17 protein-coding genes are annotated in these 18,862 nt (G+C 74.0%); 14 read left to right on the top strand and 3 right to left on the bottom strand.

Features of this window, described 5'->3' with window-relative positions; genetic code table 11:
* Positions 1-45 precede the first annotated feature (45 nt).
* The 6 genes from AC2TEW_RS21560 (at position 46) to AC2TEW_RS21535 (ending at position 6,661) form a co-directional block, all read left to right on the top strand.
* Positions 46-1,737 carry an ABC transporter substrate-binding protein gene (locus AC2TEW_RS21560; RefSeq protein ID WP_484624967.1) on the top strand — a complete coding sequence of 564 codons (1,692 nt, stop codon included), beginning with the start codon at positions 46-48 and terminating at the stop codon, positions 1,735-1,737.
* A complete protein-coding gene (locus AC2TEW_RS21555) occupies positions 1,734-2,693 on the top strand; it encodes an ABC transporter permease (RefSeq protein ID WP_484624966.1) in 960 nt (319 codons plus the stop codon). The genes AC2TEW_RS21560 and AC2TEW_RS21555 overlap by 4 nt, the downstream gene beginning before the upstream one ends.
* Positions 2,690-3,544 carry an ABC transporter permease gene (locus AC2TEW_RS21550; protein ID WP_484624965.1) on the top strand — a complete coding sequence of 285 codons (855 nt, stop codon included), beginning with the start codon at positions 2,690-2,692 and terminating at the stop codon, positions 3,542-3,544. Before AC2TEW_RS21555 ends, AC2TEW_RS21550 begins: the two co-directional genes overlap by 4 nt.
* The gene (locus tag AC2TEW_RS21545) at positions 3,541-4,521 is read left to right on the top strand and encodes an ABC transporter ATP-binding protein (RefSeq protein ID WP_484624964.1); all 981 of its coding nucleotides are present in this window, start codon (positions 3,541-3,543) and stop codon (positions 4,519-4,521) included. Before AC2TEW_RS21550 ends, AC2TEW_RS21545 begins: the two co-directional genes overlap by 4 nt.
* Before the next feature lie 49 nt (positions 4,522-4,570).
* Positions 4,571-5,368, top strand: coding sequence for an ABC transporter ATP-binding protein (locus AC2TEW_RS21540; RefSeq protein WP_484624963.1), 798 nt, complete (start codon positions 4,571-4,573; stop codon positions 5,366-5,368).
* Between the two features lie 114 nt (positions 5,369-5,482).
* Positions 5,483-6,661 (top strand): agmatine deiminase family protein, encoded by a 1,179-nt coding sequence (locus AC2TEW_RS21535; RefSeq protein ID WP_484624962.1) that lies wholly within the window; start codon positions 5,483-5,485, stop codon positions 6,659-6,661.
* A gap of 19 nt (positions 6,662-6,680) precedes the next feature.
* On the opposite strand, the gene AC2TEW_RS21530 is transcribed toward AC2TEW_RS21535, so the two are convergent.
* On the bottom strand, positions 6,681-7,325 hold the full coding sequence (locus AC2TEW_RS21530) for a TetR/AcrR family transcriptional regulator (RefSeq protein ID WP_484624961.1): 645 nt from the start codon (positions 7,323-7,325) through the stop codon (positions 6,681-6,683).
* Positions 7,326-7,675: 350 nt separating this feature from the next.
* Here AC2TEW_RS21530 and AC2TEW_RS21525 point away from each other — a divergent pair, with 350 nt between their 5' ends.
* The 4 genes from AC2TEW_RS21525 to AC2TEW_RS21510 all read left to right on the top strand — a co-directional run bounded on the left by AC2TEW_RS21525 (position 7,676) and on the right by AC2TEW_RS21510 (position 13,499).
* On the top strand, positions 7,676-8,929 hold the full coding sequence (locus AC2TEW_RS21525; protein WP_484624960.1) for an agmatine deiminase family protein: 1,254 nt from the start codon (positions 7,676-7,678) through the stop codon (positions 8,927-8,929).
* 247 nt (positions 8,930-9,176) lie between these two features.
* Entirely contained in the window at positions 9,177-10,376 is a 1,200-nt protein-coding gene (locus AC2TEW_RS21520) for an agmatine deiminase family protein (protein WP_484624959.1), read from the top strand.
* Positions 10,377-10,570: 194 nt separating this feature from the next.
* Positions 10,571-12,016 (top strand): glyceraldehyde-3-phosphate dehydrogenase, encoded by a 1,446-nt coding sequence (locus AC2TEW_RS21515; RefSeq protein ID WP_484624958.1) that lies wholly within the window; start codon positions 10,571-10,573, stop codon positions 12,014-12,016.
* A gap of 187 nt (positions 12,017-12,203) precedes the next feature.
* Positions 12,204-13,499: a type III PLP-dependent enzyme domain-containing protein gene (locus AC2TEW_RS21510; protein ID WP_484624957.1), complete on the top strand. Its 1,296-nt coding sequence runs from the start codon at positions 12,204-12,206 to the stop codon at positions 13,497-13,499.
* 33 nt (positions 13,500-13,532) lie between these two features.
* Here the strand turns inward: AC2TEW_RS21510 and AC2TEW_RS21505 are convergent, their stop codons facing one another.
* On the bottom strand, positions 13,533-13,817 hold the full coding sequence (locus AC2TEW_RS21505; RefSeq protein ID WP_484624956.1) for a helix-turn-helix domain-containing protein: 285 nt from the start codon (positions 13,815-13,817) through the stop codon (positions 13,533-13,535).
* A 62-nt stretch (positions 13,818-13,879) separates the two neighbouring features.
* Between AC2TEW_RS21505 and map the strand changes: the two genes are divergently transcribed.
* Positions 13,880-14,647: a type I methionyl aminopeptidase gene (gene map, locus AC2TEW_RS21500; protein WP_484624955.1), complete on the top strand. Its 768-nt coding sequence runs from the start codon at positions 13,880-13,882 to the stop codon at positions 14,645-14,647.
* A gap of 159 nt (positions 14,648-14,806) precedes the next feature.
* On the opposite strand, the gene AC2TEW_RS21495 is transcribed toward map, so the two are convergent.
* Positions 14,807-15,865 (bottom strand): protein kinase family protein, encoded by a 1,059-nt coding sequence (locus AC2TEW_RS21495; RefSeq protein ID WP_484624954.1) that lies wholly within the window; start codon positions 15,863-15,865, stop codon positions 14,807-14,809.
* 109 nt (positions 15,866-15,974) lie between these two features.
* Here AC2TEW_RS21495 and AC2TEW_RS21490 point away from each other — a divergent pair, with 109 nt between their 5' ends.
* The 3 genes from AC2TEW_RS21490 (at position 15,975) to AC2TEW_RS21480 (ending at position 18,707) form a co-directional block, all read left to right on the top strand.
* Positions 15,975-16,673 carry a ribonuclease H family protein gene (locus tag AC2TEW_RS21490; protein ID WP_484624953.1) on the top strand — a complete coding sequence of 233 codons (699 nt, stop codon included), beginning with the start codon at positions 15,975-15,977 and terminating at the stop codon, positions 16,671-16,673.
* 126 nt (positions 16,674-16,799) lie between these two features.
* Entirely contained in the window at positions 16,800-17,504 is a 705-nt protein-coding gene (locus AC2TEW_RS21485) for a TetR/AcrR family transcriptional regulator (RefSeq protein ID WP_484624952.1), read from the top strand.
* Between the two features lie 63 nt (positions 17,505-17,567).
* On the top strand, positions 17,568-18,707 hold the full coding sequence (locus AC2TEW_RS21480; protein ID WP_484624951.1) for an FAD-dependent oxidoreductase: 1,140 nt from the start codon (positions 17,568-17,570) through the stop codon (positions 18,705-18,707).
* Positions 18,708-18,862: the final 155 nt, after the last annotated feature.

The following is an 18,862-nucleotide window of genomic DNA, read 5'->3' as shown; positions in this document are numbered from 1 at the left end:
GACCACCTCCTCGCCACCCCCGTGAGCACGGAAGAGAGAACACCGATGACGGACCCCCAGGACGGGGCAAGAGCCCGCAGAGCCCCGCACCGCCGTCCGGCCGCCCACCGGCCGACCGTCCGCCGGCTGGCCCTGCCCGCCGCCGCCCTCGCCGCCTTCACCCTGGTCGCGGCCTGCGCCGGACCGCCGAAGAGCGGCGGCGGCGCCGACGGCACCGGGTTCACCCTGTCCGCCGACACCCCGGCGGCCAAGGGCCCGATCGACTCCTTCACCTGGGCGCTGTACGCCGAGCCCCCCACGCTCGACTACATCTCGGCGTTCGACTACCCGCAGAACACCATCCTCTCCAACGTCTGCGAGAGCCTGATGCGGTGGACCCCGCAGCTGACCCTCGCCCCGGGGCTGGCCGAGAAGGCCACCAACCCGGACCCGACCACCTGGGTCTACGACCTGCGTCCCGGCGTCCACTTCCACGACGGCAGCGTGATGACCGCCGACGACGTGGTCTACAGCCTCGGCCGGCAGATGAACCCCGACAACGCCGCGGCCTGGGCCCAGCAGTTCCAGAACGTCAGCACCATCACCAGGACCGGCCCGCTGCAGGTCACCGTCAAGCTCACCCAGCCCGACTCGCAGTTCAACCAGTACATGGCCACCGCCGCCGGCGCGGTGGCCTCGCAGGCCGGGGTCGAGGCGGCGGGCAAGGACTACGGCACCAGCGGCAGCCTGGACTGCACCGGCCCGTTCGAGCTCGGCGCCTGGAACAAGGGCCAGTCCATCGAACTGCGCCGCTTCGACGGCTACTGGGGCACCAAGGCCAAGTCCGCCAAGGCGGAGTTCCGCTTCCTCACCGACCCCTCGGCCCGGGTCAACGCCATGATCAGCGGAGAGGCGGACGGCGGCTACCTGATCCCCACCGAGAGCTACGACCGGCTGCGCACCAGCGGCGTCGGCACCCTCTCCTTCGGCGAGGGCCTCAGCACCGTCAACGTCAACGTCACCAACATGCAGGGCGTGCTCGGCGACGTCCGGGTCCGCCAGGCGCTGTCCCTGGCACTCGACCGCGCCGGCTTCGTCAAGGCCGGCCTCGGCGGCGCCGGCAGCGTCACCGGCTCCCTCACCACCCGCGCCGCCTGGGCGGGCGCACCCGAGGACGTCCGCCGGAGCGCCTTCGAAGGGCTCACCCCCACCACCCCCGACCTCGACCGGGCCAAGGCCCTGATCAAGGAGGCCGGGGCCACCGGCAAGACCATCACCGTCGCCACCAGCCCGATCGGCCAGGACGTCTCCCTGCTGGCCACCGCCGTCCAGGCCGCCGGGACGAGCATCGGACTCGACGTCCAGCTGAAGACCATCGCGCCCAACGCCTTCACCTCGCTGTTCACCTCGGCCGAGGCCCGCCAGGGCATCGACATGTTCCCCGAGACCTACTACGACTCCATCACCGACCCGCTGGACCTGCTGGCCAACTTCAAGACCGGCGCCTACCAGAACTTCGCCTCCTACAGCGACCCCGCCTACGACGACCTGGTCAAGCAGGCCACCAACGCCTCCGACCCGGCCCAGCGGTACGCCGTCGAGGCCAAGCTCCAGCAGACCGCCTCCCGGCAGCTGCTCTGGATCCCGGTCGCCGAGTGGCCGACCGCCGTCTTCCTGAACAAGCGGATCACCGGCGCGCCCACCACGATCTCCTACATGTACTACCCGTGGGCCGCGGACGTGGGTGCGGCCCGGTGAGCTTCCTGAGATTCGCCGCACGCCGGCTGGCCGAGATGGCCGCCACCCTGTTCGGCGCCTCGTTCGTGATCTTCGGTGCGATGTACCTGGCACCGGGCAGCCCGGCCAGCTTCCTGCTCTCCGGCCGCTCCGCCTCCCCGGAGGCACTGAAGGCGATCAACGCCCAGTACCACCTGGACGAGCCGTTCCTGCTCCAGTACCTGCGCTGGACCGGCCAGATCCTGCACGGCGACTTCGGCCGCTCGATCACCTACCGCACCGACGTCTCCCGGCTGCTCGCCGACCGGCTGCCCGCCACCCTGCTGCTGGTCACCATGGCCCTGGTCCTGGTGGTCGCGCTCGGCCTGCTGCTCGGCTGGATCGGCGCCGTCCGCGGCGGCGCCACCGACTCGACCATCCTGGTCACCACCACCTTCGCGCTCGGCACGCCGTCCTTCGTCGCGGCGGTCCTGCTCCAGGGCCTGTTCGCGGTCAGGCTCGGCTGGTTCCCCACCGGCGGCACCGGCGAGGGCCTCGGCGACCTGCTGTGGCACCTGACCCTGCCCGCCGTCGCCCTGGCCCTGTACCTGATCGGCATGCTCGCCCGGGTCACCCGCGCCGCGATGCTGGAGGTGCTCGGCCAGGAACACGTCACGGTGGCCCGCAGCCGCGGCGTCTCCCCGCACCAGGTGATCCGCCGGCACGTGTTCCGCAACGCGCTCGGCACGGTGCTCACCACCGGCGGCCTGATCGTCTCCACCCTGCTGGTCTGCACCGTCCTGGTGGAGTCCGCGTTCAGCGTCGGCGGCATCGGCCAGCTCCTCGAACTGTCCACCACCACCAAGGACTTCCCGACCGTGCAGGCCATCTCCCTGATCATGGTGGGGCTGTTCATGACGGTGAACCTGGTCGTCGACCTGCTGCACCCGCTGGTCGACCCCACGGTCACCCTCGGGGCCAGGAGGTCCCCCGCATGAGCACCACCGTCCTGCGCAGACCCGGCCTGGCCCGGATCCGCACCACCCGCGCACCCCTGCAACGGCTCTGCCTCGGCTTCGTCGCCCTGGTCGTGCTGGCCGCCCTCCTCGCCCCCTGGCTCGCACCGTACGACCCCAACAGCGTGGACCTCGGCAACGCCCTCGCCGGGCCGTCCGCCGACCACCTGCTCGGCGTCGACGCCTCCGGCCGCGACACCCTCTCCCGGCTGCTCATCGGCGCCCGCACCTCCCTGCTCGGACCGCTCGGCGTGGTCGCCTTCTCCACCCTGGCCGGCGTCGCCGTCGGCGTCGCGGCCGCCTGGCGCGGCGGCTGGCTGGACTCCGTGCTCTCCCGCAGCACCGAGCTGGTCTTCGCCTTCCCCGGCATGCTGCTGGCGATCCTGATCGTCTCCGTGTACGGCGAGGGCCTGCTCGCCCCCGTCATCGCACTCGCCATCGCCTACCTGCCGTACGTCAGCCGCCTCACCCGCTCCCTGGTGCTCGCCGAACGCCGCCGCCCCTACGTCGAGGCGTACCAGGTCCAGGGCCACTCCGGCCTGCAGATCTGCCTGCGCCACGTGATCCCGGGCATCGCCCCCGTCGTGCTCGCCCAGTCCACCGTCAACTTCGGCTACGCCCTGATCGACCTGGCCGGCCTCTCCTTCCTCGGCCTCGGCGTCCCCGCGCTGACACCCGACTGGGGCCGGATGGTCTTCGACGGCCAGTCCGCCATCCAGCTCGGCTACCCGCTCTCCGCGGTCCTGCCCTGCGCCGCCATCGTGCTGACCGTCGTCGCCTTCAACGTCGTCGGCGAACGCTGGGCCGACCAGGTCGCCAGGAGGGACCGATGACCACCCTCGACATCCAGGCGTACCGGCTGCGCCTGCCCGACACCGCCCGGCCCGTGCTGGCCGGCGTCGACCTCACCGTCGACGCCCGCGAGACCGTCGCCCTGGTCGGCGAGTCCGGCTCCGGCAAGAGCCTCACCTCGCGCAGCGTCCTCGGCCTGCTGCCGAAGGGCGCCGCCACCGAGGGCAGCGTCCGGGTCAACGGCGAGGACGTCCTCACCATGACCCCCGAGCAGCTGCGCCGGCTGCGCACCAACACCGCGGCGATGATCTTCCAGGACCCGCGGGCGGCCATCAACCCGCTCCGCCGGATCGGGGACTTCCTCACCGAGAGCGTGCGCCTGAACACCGGCACCGGCGCGCAGGCGGCGACCGACCGGGCCGTGGAGATGCTGGAGGCGGTCGGCCTGACCGGCTCCGTGCTGCGGCGCCACCCGGGCCAGCTGTCCGGCGGCATGCTCCAGCGCGTCATGATCGCGGCCGCCCTGATGGGCGACCCGGCGCTGATCCTCGCCGACGAACCCACCACCGCCCTCGACGTCACCACCCAGGCGGAGGTGGTGGCCCTCCTCGGCGACCTGCGGGAACGGTTCGGCACCGGACTGCTGTTCGTCACCCACGACCTCGGCCTCGCCGCCGCGATCAGCGACCGGGTGTACGTGATGTACGCCGGACGGATCGCCGAGACCGGCCCGGCCGGAGCCCTCTTCGAGCGCCCGCGCCACCCCTACACGGCGGCCCTGCTGAACTCGACCCCGCGGCTGGAGGCCCCGCAGGGCCGGCTCGCCGCCATCGAGGGCCGCCCGCCGGGGCTGCGGGAGGAACTGACCGGCTGCCCGTTCGCCGCCCGCTGCCCGCTGGCGACCTACCTGTGCAGCCAGCAGGCCCCCGCCCTGCTGCCGGTGCCGGGCGAGCCCGCCCGCCGGGTGGCCTGCCACCACAGCGACCGGACCGCCGAGGGGAGCCGCGCCGATGCGTAGCACAGCCACCGGGAGCACCCCCGCGACCCGGCCGGAGGGAGAGCCGTCGATGAGGAAGACCGTCCTCGAGGTGCTGGGCCTGCACCGCTCGTACGGGAGCGTCCGGGCGGTGGACGACGTGACCTTCACCCTCGCCGAGGGCAGGTCGCTGGGCATCGTCGGCGAGTCCGGCTCGGGCAAGACCACCACCGCGCGGATCATCGTCGGCCTGGAGAGCGCCGACTCCGGCCGGGTCCTGGTCCACCGGCGGGACCGCACCGAGCGGGGCCGGGGCCGGGCCCAGCGCCTGGCCCGGGCCCGCGAGGTGCAGATGGTCTTCCAGGACCCCTACCTCTCGCTGGACCCCCGGATGCCGGTCGGCACCGTCCTGCGGGAGACCCTGCGGCTGCACTTCCCGGGCACCGACCACGCGCGGCGGATCACCGAACTGCTCGACCAGGTCGGCCTCGGCAGCCGGGAGGCCGCCGCCCTGCCCCGGCAGCTGTCCGGCGGGCAGCGCCAGCGGGTCGCCATCGCCCGCGCGCTGGCGGTGGAGCCGGCCGTGCTCGTCCTCGACGAGGCGGTCGCCGCGCTCGACGTGTCGGTGCAGGCGCAGATCCTCAACCTGCTCTCCGACATCCGGACCGAGACCGGGATCGGCTACCTGTTCATCACCCACGACCTCGGCGTGGTGCGCTGCGTCACCGACGAGGTGGTGGTGATGCGCCAGGGGAAGATCGTGGAGTCCGGCCCGACCGCCGAGGTGCTGGCCCGGCCCCGCCACGCGTACACCCGGCTGCTGCTGGACTCCGTCCCCAGGCCCGGCTGGGACCCGCGGAGCATCGCCGCCGCGCGCCGGGCGCTGTGACCCGCCCCGGGCGGCCCGTACCGGGGTGCGGGCCGCCCGGCGCCCGGGCCACCTGCCGCATACCATCGGGAATCACCCGAATCATCCAGGTGTGCGCACCGTCAGGGGGCCCGCATGAGTCGGCTCGACCTCACCCGCAGGACGCTGCTGCGCTCGGGCGCGGCCCTCGCGGCCGCGGCCCTGCTCGACGGCTGCGGATCGTCCACCACGTCCGCGCCGTCCGAAGGACCGTCGGTGGGCCCGGCGGGGCCCACCGACACCCCCTCGCCCGCCCCGGCCACCGCCTTCGCCATGCCGGCGGAGTGGCAGCCGCACACCCGGACCTTCATGGCCTGGCCGGCCCTCGAGGAGGTGTGGGGCGACCAGCTGGGCGCCGTCCGGCAGGACATCGCCCGGGTCGCCCAGGCGGTCGCCCGGTTCGAGCCGGTGGTGCTGATGGCGCGCCCCGACCAGAGCGCCGGGGCCCGGCAGCTGGCCGGTTCGGGCGTGGAGGTGATCGACCTCCAGGTGGACGACCTGTGGGCGCGCGACACCGGCCCGACCTTCGTCACCGGCGCGTCCGGCCTGGCCGGGGTGGACTTCAACTTCAACGGCTGGGGCGGCAAGCAGACCCACGACGCCGACGGCCAGGTCGCCCGCACACTGCTCGACCGGTACGGGATCCGGCGCATCCAGGCGCCGCTGACCGCCGAGGGCGGGGCGCTGGAGGTCGACGGCGAGGGCACCCTGATGGCCACCGAGAGCTCGCTGGTCAACCCCAACCGCAACCCCGGCCGCAGCCGCGAGCAGATCGAGGCGGACCTCGAGGCGCTGCTCGGCGTCCGCCGGGTGATCTGGTTCCAGGGCGTCGCGGGCAAGGACATCACCGACTGCCACATCGACGCGCTGGCCCGGTTCGCCGAGCCGGGCGTGGTGGTCCTGCACCGCCCCGGCCCGGACACCCCGCCGGACATCTGGTCCACCGCGTCCGACCAGGCGCTCCAGGTGCTGCAGGGCGCGACCGACGCGAAGGGCCGCAAGCTGCGGATCGTCGAGCTGACCGAGCCCGACTTCACGATGATCACCGGTCGCGGCGACGACTTCCTGGCGACCTACCTCAACTACTACGTGGTCAACGGCGGGGTGATCATGCCGAAGTTCGGCGACCGGGCCGCCGACGACCGGGCCGCCGGGGTCCTCGCCGACCTGCACCCGGACCGGGAGGTGGTCCAGGTCCCGATCGACGCCATCGCCGCGGGCGGCGGCGGGATCCACTGCTCGACCCAGCAGCAGCCGGTGGCCGCCGCGGCCTGACCTCCCGCAGGGTGCGGGCTCACGCGCCGGCGGTGGCGGCCAGTCCGTGCACCAGCGCGCGCACCGCCGCGGCGCCGTCGACCTCGGGGTCCAGCGACTCGATGGCGGCGAGCCCGTCCACGGCCGCGGCGGCCGCCTCGCCGAGCGGGCGCGGGTCGATCCCGCCGCCGCGCTCGTCCGCGAGCACCTGGAACAGGGCGACGAAGCAGGCCCGCCACCGGCGGTACTCCTCGGCCAGCCCGGCCCGCACCCGCTCGTCGTTGAGCGCGAACCAGTGCAGCGCCGAGTGCAGGCGCGACAGGTCGGCGCCCTCCGGCTGGGTCAGCAGGCCGATCACCCGCTCGGCCCGTTCGGCGAAGCCGCCCGGGGCGTCGACCGCCCGCTCCAGGGGGGTGATCCACTCCGGCCGGATGGACTCGATGACGGCCAGGATTAGGTCGGTCCGGTCCTGGAAGTGGTAATGGCACATGCCGTGGGTGACCCCGCCCGCGGCCGCCACGTTGCGGGTGGTGAACGGGACGCTGCCGTCGCCCGCCAGCAGGGTCCGGGCCGCCGCGATCAGGCGGGCCCGGGTCTGCTCGCCCTTCGCGGACGCGCGCGTGCGGCCGGCCGGCCGCTCCGCCGGGACGGGCAGGGATCGGGGGTCACTGGTACCTGTAGCCACCCGCGAACTGTAACGAGTCGGCCGGACCCGGTGGATCCCGTACGGAGAAACCGGCCGCGCGGGCCGGGCCGCCGGGTCCGCGCCGATCGCGCCGGCAGGTGCGGACCGGCCCGGCGGTCGGGTACGGACGAGCCTTCGGCGGCGGCCGCTCCGGCGCCCCCGCCGGGGCGGCGGGGTCCACCCGCCCACGGCTGAGCAGGGACGATGCCGCGGCGCCGGGCGGCGGGCGCGGCGCCGGAACGGGCCGGCAACGGCCTCGCGCAAAGTATTGACCGAGCGCTTGGTCAGTTATAGCTTTCCCACCCATCGGCGGTCGGTTCCGCCGGTTCCCCCACGCGGAGGCTGAGCAGATGAACGAGCAGGTAGCAGCGGAGACCTCGACCCCGGCCGGCAGAGGCGGGATGCCGGTGCTGGGCCGGCGCCGGGTCCTGGCGGCGGCGGGACTGACCGCCGTCGGCGTGGTCTGGGCGGCGAACAGCGGCACCTCCCAGGTCGCCCGCGCCGACACCCCCGGCTGCGGCACCCCGACCCCCACGCCGACCCCCACCCCCACGGGCGGCACCGGCACCTTCCGGGTCCCGATCGACACCGTCCGGCACACCCGCACCTGGATGGCCTGGCCCGACTCGACGGCGATCTGGGGCAGCGGCGGCGGCCGCGGCGGCACCTCGCTCGCCGGGATCCAGGCCAACATCGCGCTGATCGCCAACACCATCGCCAAGTACGAGCCGGTCATCATGTGCGCCAACCCCGCCAGCGCCGCGGCCGCCAAGAAGGCCTGCAACGCCGCCAACGTGACGGTGATCAGCTCCATCCCGGTGGACGACTGCTGGATGCGCGACTCCGGCCCGGTGTTCCGCACCAACGGCGCCGGCGGGCTGGACGCCATCGGCCTGAACTTCAACGGCTGGGGCAACAAGCAGACCCACGCCAAGGACGCCCAGGTCGCCAGGCTGGTCGCCGAGTACGCCGGCGTCACCTTCACCCCGGCGGCCGGCTTCTGCGCCGAGGGCGGCGCGATCGAGGCCGACGGCGCCGGCACCCTGATGGCCACCCGCAGCAGCATCCTCGACCCCGCCCGCAACGGCAGCATGACCCAGGTCCAGGCCGAGGCCGCGATGTGCGCGGCCTACGGCGCCTCGAAGGTGATCTGGTTCGACGGGTACATCGACTCCGGCGACATCACCCGTGACCACGTGGACGCCACCAGCCGCTTCCTGGAGGTCGGCAAGGGGCTGGTCCAGCAGCCCAACGCCAAGGACGTGAAGGACGGCTGGTACAACGACGAGATCAACCAGTACAAGGTGCTGGCCGCGGCCACCGACGCCGCGGGCCACGCGTTCGCCGTCACCAAGATCGGTGGCCCGGACTACAACGTGATCCGCTCGACCAACGCCAACTTCGTCGGCTCCTACGCCAACTACTACGTCTGCAACGGCGCGGTCATCTCCGCCCAGTTCGGCGACGCCAAGGCGGACGCCGCCGCCAAGGCCACCCTGCAGAGCCTGTTCCCGGGCCGGGTGATCGAGCAGCTCAACATCGACTCCGTCGGCGCCGGCGGCGGCGGGATCCACTGCGTCACCCAGCCGCAGCCGGTCCCGTAGCCCGCACGGCGCGGGCCGGGCCGGAGCCCCGCGGCTCCCCCCACCGGTCCGGCCCGCGCCCCTGGTCCGCTCCCGCCCTCCGGCTCCCAGGTCCGGCCGAACTCGCTTGCTGCGGGCGGTTCCTGACCGTCCGTGGGGCGGACCCAGGGGAGTTGGTGCCGGATATATTGACCGAGCGCTCGGTCAGGAATACGTTCCTCCTCGACCGGGTGGGCAGGTCCACCCGGCCGGTGACGGGAGGCCGGACATGAACGAGCACGACCAGCACGTCTCATCCCTCGGAACGCCCACGCACGGCATCGGCCGCAGGAACTTCCTCACGGCCGCCGGGCTCACCCTCGCGGGCGCCGCGGGCGCCGCCGCACTCGGCGGCGCCCCCGCGCACGCCGCCGAACGCCGGCCGCAGCCGGCCGGCGCGCCCGCCGGGCCCGCGGTGGCCGCCGGCTACGCGGTCCCGATCGACACCGTCCCGCACACCAGGACCTGGATGGCCTGGCCCGACAGCTCGGCCATCTGGGGCCGCCAACTCGCCGGCGTCCAGGCCGACATCGCGCTGATCGCCAGGGCCGTCGCGAAGTACGAGCCGGTCATCATGTGCGCCAACTCCGCCAGCGTCAGCAAGGCGCGGTCCGCGTGCGGTTCCGCCGTCACCGTCATCGGGACCATCCCGGTGGACGACTGCTGGATGCGCGACTCCGGCCCGGTGTTCCGGACCAACGGCGCCGGCGGACTGGACGCCGTCGGCCTGAACTTCAACGGCTGGGGCAACCGGCAGACCCACGCCAAGGACGCGCTGGTCGCGGCCAAGGTGGCGGCCTACGCCGGGGTGCCCTTCACCGCGGCCGGGTTCGTGGGGGAGGGCGGCGCCATCGAGACCGACGGCGACGGCCTGCTGATGGCGACCAGGAGCAGCCTGCTCGACTCCCGCCGCAACGGCAGCAAGACGCTCGCCCAGATCGAGGCCGCGATGCGCACCGCCTACGGCGCGACCAAGGTCATCTGGTTCCCCGGGGTGAGCGGCCAGGACATCACCGGCGACCACGTCGACGCGACCTCCCGCTTCCTCGCCGACGCCACCGCCGTGGTCCAGGCGCCGCTGCCGGCCGACACCGACGTCTGGTCCAACGACGAGCGCCAGCAGTACCAGACGCTGTCCACCTCGACGGACGCCCAGGGCCACCCGCTCACCGTCTCCCGGATCCAGGGCCCCGACTACAACCTGATCCGCTCCTCCGACCCGAACTTCGTCGGCTCCTACGCCAACTACTACCTGTGCAACGGCGCGGTCATCTGCGCCCAGTTCGGCGACACCAGGGCCGACACCGCCGCCAGGGCGACGCTGGCGGGGCTCTTCCCGGGCCGGGCGATCGAGCAGCTCAACATCGACAGCCTCGGCGCGGGCGGCGGAGGCGTGCACTGCGTGACCCAGCCGCAGCCGGTCCCGTAGCGGGACGCGGCGGTCCGGCGGGACGCGGCGGTTCGGGCCCGTACGGACGGGCCCGAACCGGCCGGGCGGCGCGGGCCCGGGACCGGCCCGGTCCCGGGTGTGGCGGAGACCTCGCTGCTCAGGAGGGTCCGGGCGAGTGGGCGCGATGGCCGAAAGCTAATATGTAAACGTCGCCTAACTCGAAAGATGAACTTGTGACTGTCAATGAGGACGTGTTCACGGACTGGAAGAACCGCGAGGAGATCGCGGAGTCGATGATTCCGATCATCGGCAGGCTGCACCGGGAGAGGGACGTCACCGTCCTGCTGCACAGCCGTTCTTTGGTCAACAAGTCGGTCGTCAGCATTCTCAAGACCCACCGCTTCGCCCGCCAGATCGCCGGCGAGGAGCTCTCGGTCACCGAGACCATGCCCTTCCTCCAGGCGCTCACCGCGCTGGACCTCGGCCCTTCCCAGATCGACATCGGCATGCTGGCCGCGACCTACAAGGCCGGCGACCACGGCCTGAGCGTCGAGGAGTTCACCGCCGGCGCCGTCGCCGGTGCCACCGCCGCCAACAAGCTGGAGCGCCGCGACTCGCGCGACGTCGTGCTGTACGGCTTCGGCCGGATCGGCCGCCTGCTGGCCCGCCTGCTGATCGAGAAGGCCGGCTCCGGCAACGGCCTGCGGCTGCGCGCCATCGTGGTGCGCAACAGCGGTGGTGAGGACCTGGTGAAGCGCGCCTCGCTGCTGCGGCGTGACTCCATCCACGGCCAGTTCCACGGCACGATCACCGTCGACGAGGCGAACAACAAGATCGTCGCCAACGGCCACGAGATCACCGTGATCTACTCGGACGACCCGACCACGGTCGACTACACGGCGTACGGCATCGACGACGCCATCCTCATCGACAACACCGGCCGCTGGCGCGACCGCGAGGGCCTGTCCAAGCACCTGCGCCCCGGTATCGCCAAGGTCGTGCTGACCGCCCCGGGCAAGGGCGACGTGCCCAACATCGTGCACGGCGTCAACCACGACACCATCAAGCCGGACGAGCAGATCCTCTCCTGCGCGTCCTGCACCACCAACGCGATCGTCCCGCCGCTGAAGGCGATGGCGGACGAGTACGGCGTCCTGCGCGGCCACGTGGAGACCGTCCACTCGTACACCAACGACCAGAACCTGCTGGACAACTACCACAGCTCCGACCGGCGCGGCCGGTCGGCGGCGCTGAACATGGTCATCACCGAGACCGGCGCGGCCTCCGCCGTCGCCAAGGCGCTGCCCGACCTGAAGGCGACCATCACCGGCAGCTCGATCCGCGTCCCGGTGCCGGACGTCTCGATCGCCATCCTCAACCTGCAGCTGGCCCGCGAGACCACCCGCGAGGAGGTCCTCGACCACCTCCGCAACGTCTCGCTGACCTCGCCGCTCAAGCGCCAGATCGACTTCATCACCGCCCCCGACGCGGTCTCCAGCGACTTCATCGGCTCGCGGCACGCCTCGATCGTCGACGCCGGCGCGACCAAGGTCGACGGCGACAACGCGATCCTCTACCTGTGGTACGACAACGAGTTCGGCTACTCGTGCCAGGTCATCCGGGTCGTGCAGTACGTCTCCGGCGTCGAGTACCCGACCTACCCGGCCCCGGCGGTCTGATCACCCGGACCCCCGCGCCCGACCGGCGACCCGGCACCCCGCGTGGGTGCCGGGTCGCCGGCGTTCCGGGCGTTCCGTACCGGGCGGGCCGCGGTGTCGGCGGCGGGGCGGTCCGGTCGCTGGCAGGCTGGTGGTACGGCCCGGGACGGGCTCCCGGCGCCGTCCGACGACCAGCGGAGTGGCACCCATGACCGGCTTCCAGGCGGCCGAACGGCGTGAACTGGTCCTGCGCGCGGCCGTCCGCCGGGGACTGCTGCACCCCGAGGACGCGGTACTGGCGGCCTTCGTCGACCTGGACGGCGTCGCGGCGAGCGTCGCCGCCCTGCACCGCGCCTTCCCGGACCCGGCCGCCGTCACCCACACCTTCGCCGCCAAGGCGAACTGCCTGGTCCCCGTGCTGGCACGGCTGCGCCGCCTCGGCATGGGCTGCGAGGTGGCCGGCCCCGGCGAACTCGCCCAGGCGCTCGCGGCCGGGTTCGCGCCCGAACGGATCGTCCTCGACTCCCCGGCCAAGACCCGCCCCGAGCTCCGCCGGGCGCTGGCGCTGGGCGTCGCCGTCAACGCGGACGGCTTCCAGGAACTGGACCGGATCGCCGCGATCCTCACCACCCTGCCCACCCGCTCCCGGATCGGCGTCCGGGTCAACCCGCAGGTCGGCACCGGGTCCATCGCGGCGACGAGCACCGCGACCGCCACCGCCAAGTTCGGCATCGCCCTGGACGACGAGGGGAACGCCGAACGGCTGCTGCACGCCTTCCGGCAGTGGCCCTGGCTCACCTGGGTGCACGCGCACGTCGGCTCCCAGGGCTGCCCGCTGGAGCTCATCGCCGACGGCATCGGCAGGGCCGCCGCCTTCGCCGACCGGGTCAACCGCCAACTCGGCCCGCACCGGGTGGCCGGCCTCGACCTCGGCGGGGGACTGCCGGTCAACTTCGACGACGACCGGACGTCACCCGGGTTCGACGAGTACGTGGCCTGTCTGCGGGCCCGCGTCCCGGCCCTGTTCGACGGCGGGTACCGGCTGATCACCGAGTTCGGGCGGGCCCTGCTCGCCAAGAACGGCTTCACCGCCGCGTACGTCGAGTACACCAAGACCGCCGGCGGCCGGCCCATCGCGATCACCCACGCCGGGGCGCAGGTCGCCGCGCGGACGGTGTTCCTGCCGGACACCTGGCCGCTGCGGATCAGCGCGCACGACCCCACCGGCACGGCCAGGACCGGTCCGCCGGTCGTCCAGGACATCGCCGGGCCGTGCTGCTTCGCCGGGGACCTGATCGCCAGGGCCCGCCCGCTGCCCCTGCTCGCACCCGGCGACCTGGTGGCGCTGCTCGACACCGGGGCCTACTGCTTCTCCACCCCGTACCACTACAACAGCCTGCCCGAGCCCGCGGTCCACGGCGCCACCGTCGCCGACGACGGCACCGTACGGTTCGAACTGCTGCGGCCCGCCCAGCGGATCGAGGACCTGATCGTCCGGCCCTGACCGGCACCGGTCCGGCGGCGAGCGGCCGGGCGGTCACGCCGAGAGCGCCTCCTCGCACCCCTCGGCGCCGTCGGCGGCCTCCGCGCAGGCCGCCGCCAGTTCGTCCAGGGACAGCTGCAGCGCGTGGGCGAGGGCGGCCACGGTGAAGAACGCCGGGGTCGGCGCCCGGCCGGTCTCGATCTTGCGGAGCGTCTCCGCGGACACCCCGGCGGCTGCCGCCACGTCGGCCATGCTGCGCTCGCCACGGGCCCGGCGCAGCAGGCTCCCGAAGCGCTCCCCGCGCTGCCGTTCCTGCGGACTCAACGGAACTCTCACCATGACCGTGATACTAATACCGGTATAAGTATTGGGTCACATCGCCTCGCGAGGAGTCACGGCAGATGGTGGAGATCAAGACCGACACGGCATTGGAGGCGATGCGGGAAGCCGGACGCGTCGTGGCCCGGGCACTGGCCGCCGCCCGCGCCGCGGCGGCCGTCGGGGTCGGCCTGCGCGAACTCGACGCGGCGGCCCGCGACGTCCTCGCCGGGGCCGGGGCGCGCTCCCCGTTCCTCGGCTACCGGCCCGCCTTCGCGCCGAGCCCGTTCCCGGCCGTGATCTGCGCCTCGGTGAACGACGCCCTCGTGCACGGCATCCCCGGCGACTACCGGCTGCGCGACGGCGACCTGGTCAGCGTCGACTGCGGAGCCGAACTCGACGGCTGGACCGGCGACGCCGCGATCAGCTTCACCGTCGGCACCCCCCGCCCCGCCGACCTGGCCCTGATCGCCGCCACCCGGCGGGCGCTGGACGCCGGCATCGCCGCCGCCACCGTCGGCCGCCGGATCGGCGACATCTCCCACGCCATCGGCGCGGTCGCCCGCGAGGCCGGCTGCGGGATGCCGGCCGACTTCGGCGGCCACGGCATCGGGCGGCGGATGCACGAGGACCCGCACGTGCCCAACCGCGGCCGGCCCGGCCGCGGCTTCCCGCTGCGCCACGGTCTCACCCTCGCGGTCGAACCGATGCTGATGGCCGGAGGGCGCGACGAGTACCGCACCGACCCCGACGGCTGGACCCTGCGCACCGCCGACGGCAGCCGGGCCGCCCACATCGAGCACACCATCGCCATCACCGAGGACGGCCCCCGCATCCTCACGCTGCCCTGAGCCGGACCGCGAGTCGGGCCCGGACCCGGGCCCTGAGCTGCAGCCCGGACGCTCGGGGACCGACGCGGGCGGGTCGACGGTGGTGGCCCCCCCGAGCGCGGCCGCGGTGACCGGGCGCTGCACCACGGCGGTGGCGGTCGCGGGGCCCCGGCCCGGCAACTACGCAGGGGTCAGGGCGCGTTCGAGCTCGGCGGCCGGGAAGGGCGTCAGCTTCGTCCCGGTGAGCATCCGGCGGCGGAACCCGTTCATGACGGCTGCGGCCGGGGCGTGCCGGTCGAGCAGGGCGGCGAGTTCGGGCCGCACGTCCTGCGGCCGCACGCCGGCCAGCCAGCGGTGCAGGAACTCCTCGTACCCGGCCGCGGCGTCCGGGACGGCGAGCAGGTGGTGGCGGAGCAGGTGCCGGGAGGTGTGGCCGCGGTCGTAGGCGAGGTGGCCGGCGAGGAACCCGGCCTCGGCCGGGGAGAGTTCGAAGTCCGCGCTGAGGGCGAGCCCGAAGTCCGCGAAGTAGAGCAGTTGCCCGTCGGTGAGGACGTTGTGGAAGTGGGCGTCGAAGTGGACCAGCCCGCGCGAGCGCAGGAAGGCCGTGCCGCGCGCCAGGGACTCCTCCACCCACGGCAGCGGCGCCGCGTCCCGCCGTCCGTCCAGGAAGGCGGCGAGGGTCTGGGGTACGTGCTCCAGGAAGAGCACCAGGCTCGAGGAGGCCCGGCCGATCGCCTCCAGCCGCCCGCGCACCGCCGCCGAACCCTCCCAGTGCCGCACCGCCCCGTCGATCCCGCCGTGCACGTCGGCGAAGCCGGTCGGGGGGACGTCGGGCAGCACCCGCCAGTGGTACATCAGCGGGAAGCCCTCGTACTCCTCGGTGAGCACCCAGTGGGTGGTCATCGTGTGGACGGCGAGCTCGCGCCAGGCGCCGAAGCCCGAGGAGCCCAGGCCGTACTGGTAGAACGTCGGCAGCCCGAAGAGGTTGGCCGTCGAGCGGACGTTCTCCGGGCGCAGCTCCAGGTCCGTCAGCGGCACCCGCTTGACGAAGACCGGCGCCCCGGCGACCTCCAGCCGTGCCCAGCGGCCGCCGACGCCCGAGCCGAGCGGTTCGGCGGCGGCCACCAGCTCGCCGAGCCGCCGGTCGCCGAGCAGGGACAGCCGGGTGGCGACGCTCCCGTAGGCGGCGCGGCGCCCGGCGTACCGGGACTGCGGTCGGCGGGTGTCGGGCGTGGTCATCGGCTGCTCCTCGGTGCCCCGGGGCGGGGTGCGGCGGTCCGGCGGAAGGCCCGACCCTATCCGCCGGCGGTGGTCCCGGGAGACCCTTCCGGCCTGGCATGATCGATGCATGGTCGAACGAGTCATCGCAGCCTGTGACGGAGCAGCCAAAGGCAACCCGGGCCCAGCCGCCTGGGCCTACGTGGTCGCGGACAGCGCCGGGGTCCCGCAGCGCTGGCAGGCCGGCCCGCTCGGGCACAGCACCAACAACGTGGGTGAACTGACGGCGCTGGAGCAGGTGCTGACCGCGACGGACGCCGCCGTGCCGCTGGAGGTCCGCCTCGACAGCACCTACACCCGGGACGCGGCCACCAAGTGGCTCGCCGCGTGGAAGCGCAACGGCTGGAAGACCGCGGCCGGGAAGCCGGTGGCCAACCGGGAGCTGATCCAGCGCATCGACGCCCTGCTCGACGGCCGCGAGGTCACCTTCGTCTACGTGCCCGCCCACCAGGTGAACGGTGACCCGCTGAACGCGATCGCCGACAAGGCCGCCAGCGACGCGGCCCGTACCCAGCAGGCCGCGGGCGGCACCTCGGCCGACCTGCCGGTCCCCGACCCGGTCCCGGCCTCGGCGTCCCGTGGCGGCCGTCCGTCGGCGTCCGGGTCCGGTGCCGCCGCGCCGAAGCGGAAGTCCTCGGGCGGTGCGCCGACCCTCTCGGCGCGGTTCCCCGGCACCTGCCCGTGCACCCGCCCGTACGCCAAGGGCGACAAGATCACCAAGGTCGGCGGCAGCTGGGGCCACCCGGAGTGCGCGGCCGCGCACTCCTGACCCGGTCCGGACGGACCGTCCCGGCCCCGCCCTCGCCCTGTGCGGGCACCGTCGGCGCCACCGGCCGCTTCGGCCGCACCCTGCGACGAACTTGTTCGTAACGAACATGTTCGTTGCCGTGGATCCATGACAGCGCACCCCTCAGGACGGCCGAGCCGCCGCGAGCGGCCCGCCAAACCCGCCCTCACCCAGGACGGGATCATCTCGACCGCGGTCCGCCTGACCCGGGCCGAAGGGCTCCAGCGGGTCACCATGCGCCGCCTGGCGCAGGAGCTGGACACCGGCCCCGCCTCGCTCTACGTGTACGTCCGCAACACCGCCGAACTGCACGCGGCGATCCTCGACGAACTGGTCGGCACGGTCGACCTGGGCGCCGCCGAGGGGGCCGGGGACTGGCGCGAGCGCCTGGTCCGGGTCCTGGTCTCGTACACCACCGTGCTGTTCCAACAGCCCGGGCTGGCCAAGTCCGCGCTGGTGGCGCGCCCGTCCGGGGTGCACCACCTGGACCTGATGGAGGTGCTGCTCGCCCTGCTCGACGAGGGCGGGGTCCCGGCGGACCGCGCCGCCTGGGCGCTCGACCTGCTGCTCCAGCACGCCACCGCGACCGCGGCCGAACACGCCGACCGGGACGGCGCCGCCGAGGCCGAGGCCGACCGGCGCTCCTGGGACGCCCTGTCCGCCGCGCTCCACGGCGCCTCCCGCACCCGGCACCCGCACCTCGCCGGGCTCGGCGCCGACCTGCTCTCCGGCACCCCCGAGGACCGGCTGCGCTGGGGCTTCCACGTCCTGATCAACGGCGCACTGGACACCCCCCGGCCGCCGCAGGCCTGAGCGCCCGCCCGCCGACACCCGCCGGCACCCGCGCACCCCGAACCGACGGAAGAGGTACCCCCCATGACCGTGCACCACCCCGTCGCCGTCATCGGCGCGGGCCTCGGCGGACTCACCCTCGCCCGGGTCCTGCACGTCCACGGCATCGAGGCCGCCGTGTTCGACCTCGACGCCTCGCCCGCCGCCCGCACGCAGGGCGGCATGCTCGACATCCACGAGGAGTCCGGCCAGGCCGCGCTGCACGCCGCCGGCCTGTACGAGGAGTTCCGGGCCCTGGTCCACCCGGGCGGCGAGGCCATGCGGATCCTCGACCGGCACGCCGTGGTCCGGATGGAGGAGTCCGACGACGGCTCCGGCGGCCGCCCCGAGGTGGAGCGCGGCCGGCTGCGTGACCTGCTGCTCGGGGCGCTGCCCGCGGGTACCGTCCGCTGGGGGGCGAAGGCCGCCGGGGCGCGCCCGCTGGGCGGCGGCCGCCACGAGGTGACCCTCGCCGACGGCGGCGTGTTCACCACCGGCCTGCTGGTCGGCGCGGACGGTGCGTGGTCGCGGATCCGCCCGCTGCTCTCCGACGCCGTCCCGCGCTACAGCGGTGTCTCCTTCGTGGAGTCCGACCTGCTGGACGCCGATCTCCGCCACCCCGCCGGTGCGGCCGTGGTCGGCGGGGGCATGCTGTTCGCGCTCGGCGCGGGCAGGGGCTTCCTCGCCCACCGCGAGCCCGACGGCAGCCTGCACGTCCACACCGCGCTGCGGATCGCCGAGTCCTGGACGGACGGCACGGACTTCACCGACCCCGCCGCCGCCAAGGCGGCCGTGCTGGAGCACTTCACCGGGTGGCACCCGAGCCTGCGGGCGCTGGTCGCCGACGCTGACGGGCCGCTGGTGCCGCGTCCGATCCACGCCCTGCCGGTCGGCCACCGCTGGGAGCGGGTGCCCGGGGTCACCCTGCTCGGTGACGCCGCGCACCTGATGTCGCCGTTCGCCGGGGAGGGCGCCAACCTCGCCATGCTCGACGGCGCCGAACTCGGCCGGGCCCTCGCCGCCCACCCCGGCGACCCCGAGGCCGCCCTCGCCGCCTACGAGGACCTGCTCTTCCCGCGCAGCGAGTCCGCCGCCGCCGAGTCGGCCGCGAGCCTCGAGGTCGTCTTCGCCGCCGACGCCCCCCTGGGGCTGCTCGAGCAGTTCGCCGCCCACCGGCCGGGCTGAGCCCGGCCTGCGGAACGCGCCACCCGACAGGGGCGCCGGGGGCGTCCCCGGCGCCCCTGTTGTGCTGTCTCCCGGCGGGGCCGGGCGAACCCGAGGCGAACGATGTCTTGACTCCGCCGGTGACTGCTGCCAACGTGTGCTCAAAGTTGCTCACG

The organism is Kitasatospora sp. NEAU-CNBT7, from assembly GCF_057220535.1.
This window is presented reverse-complemented; position numbering and strand designations above follow the sequence as displayed.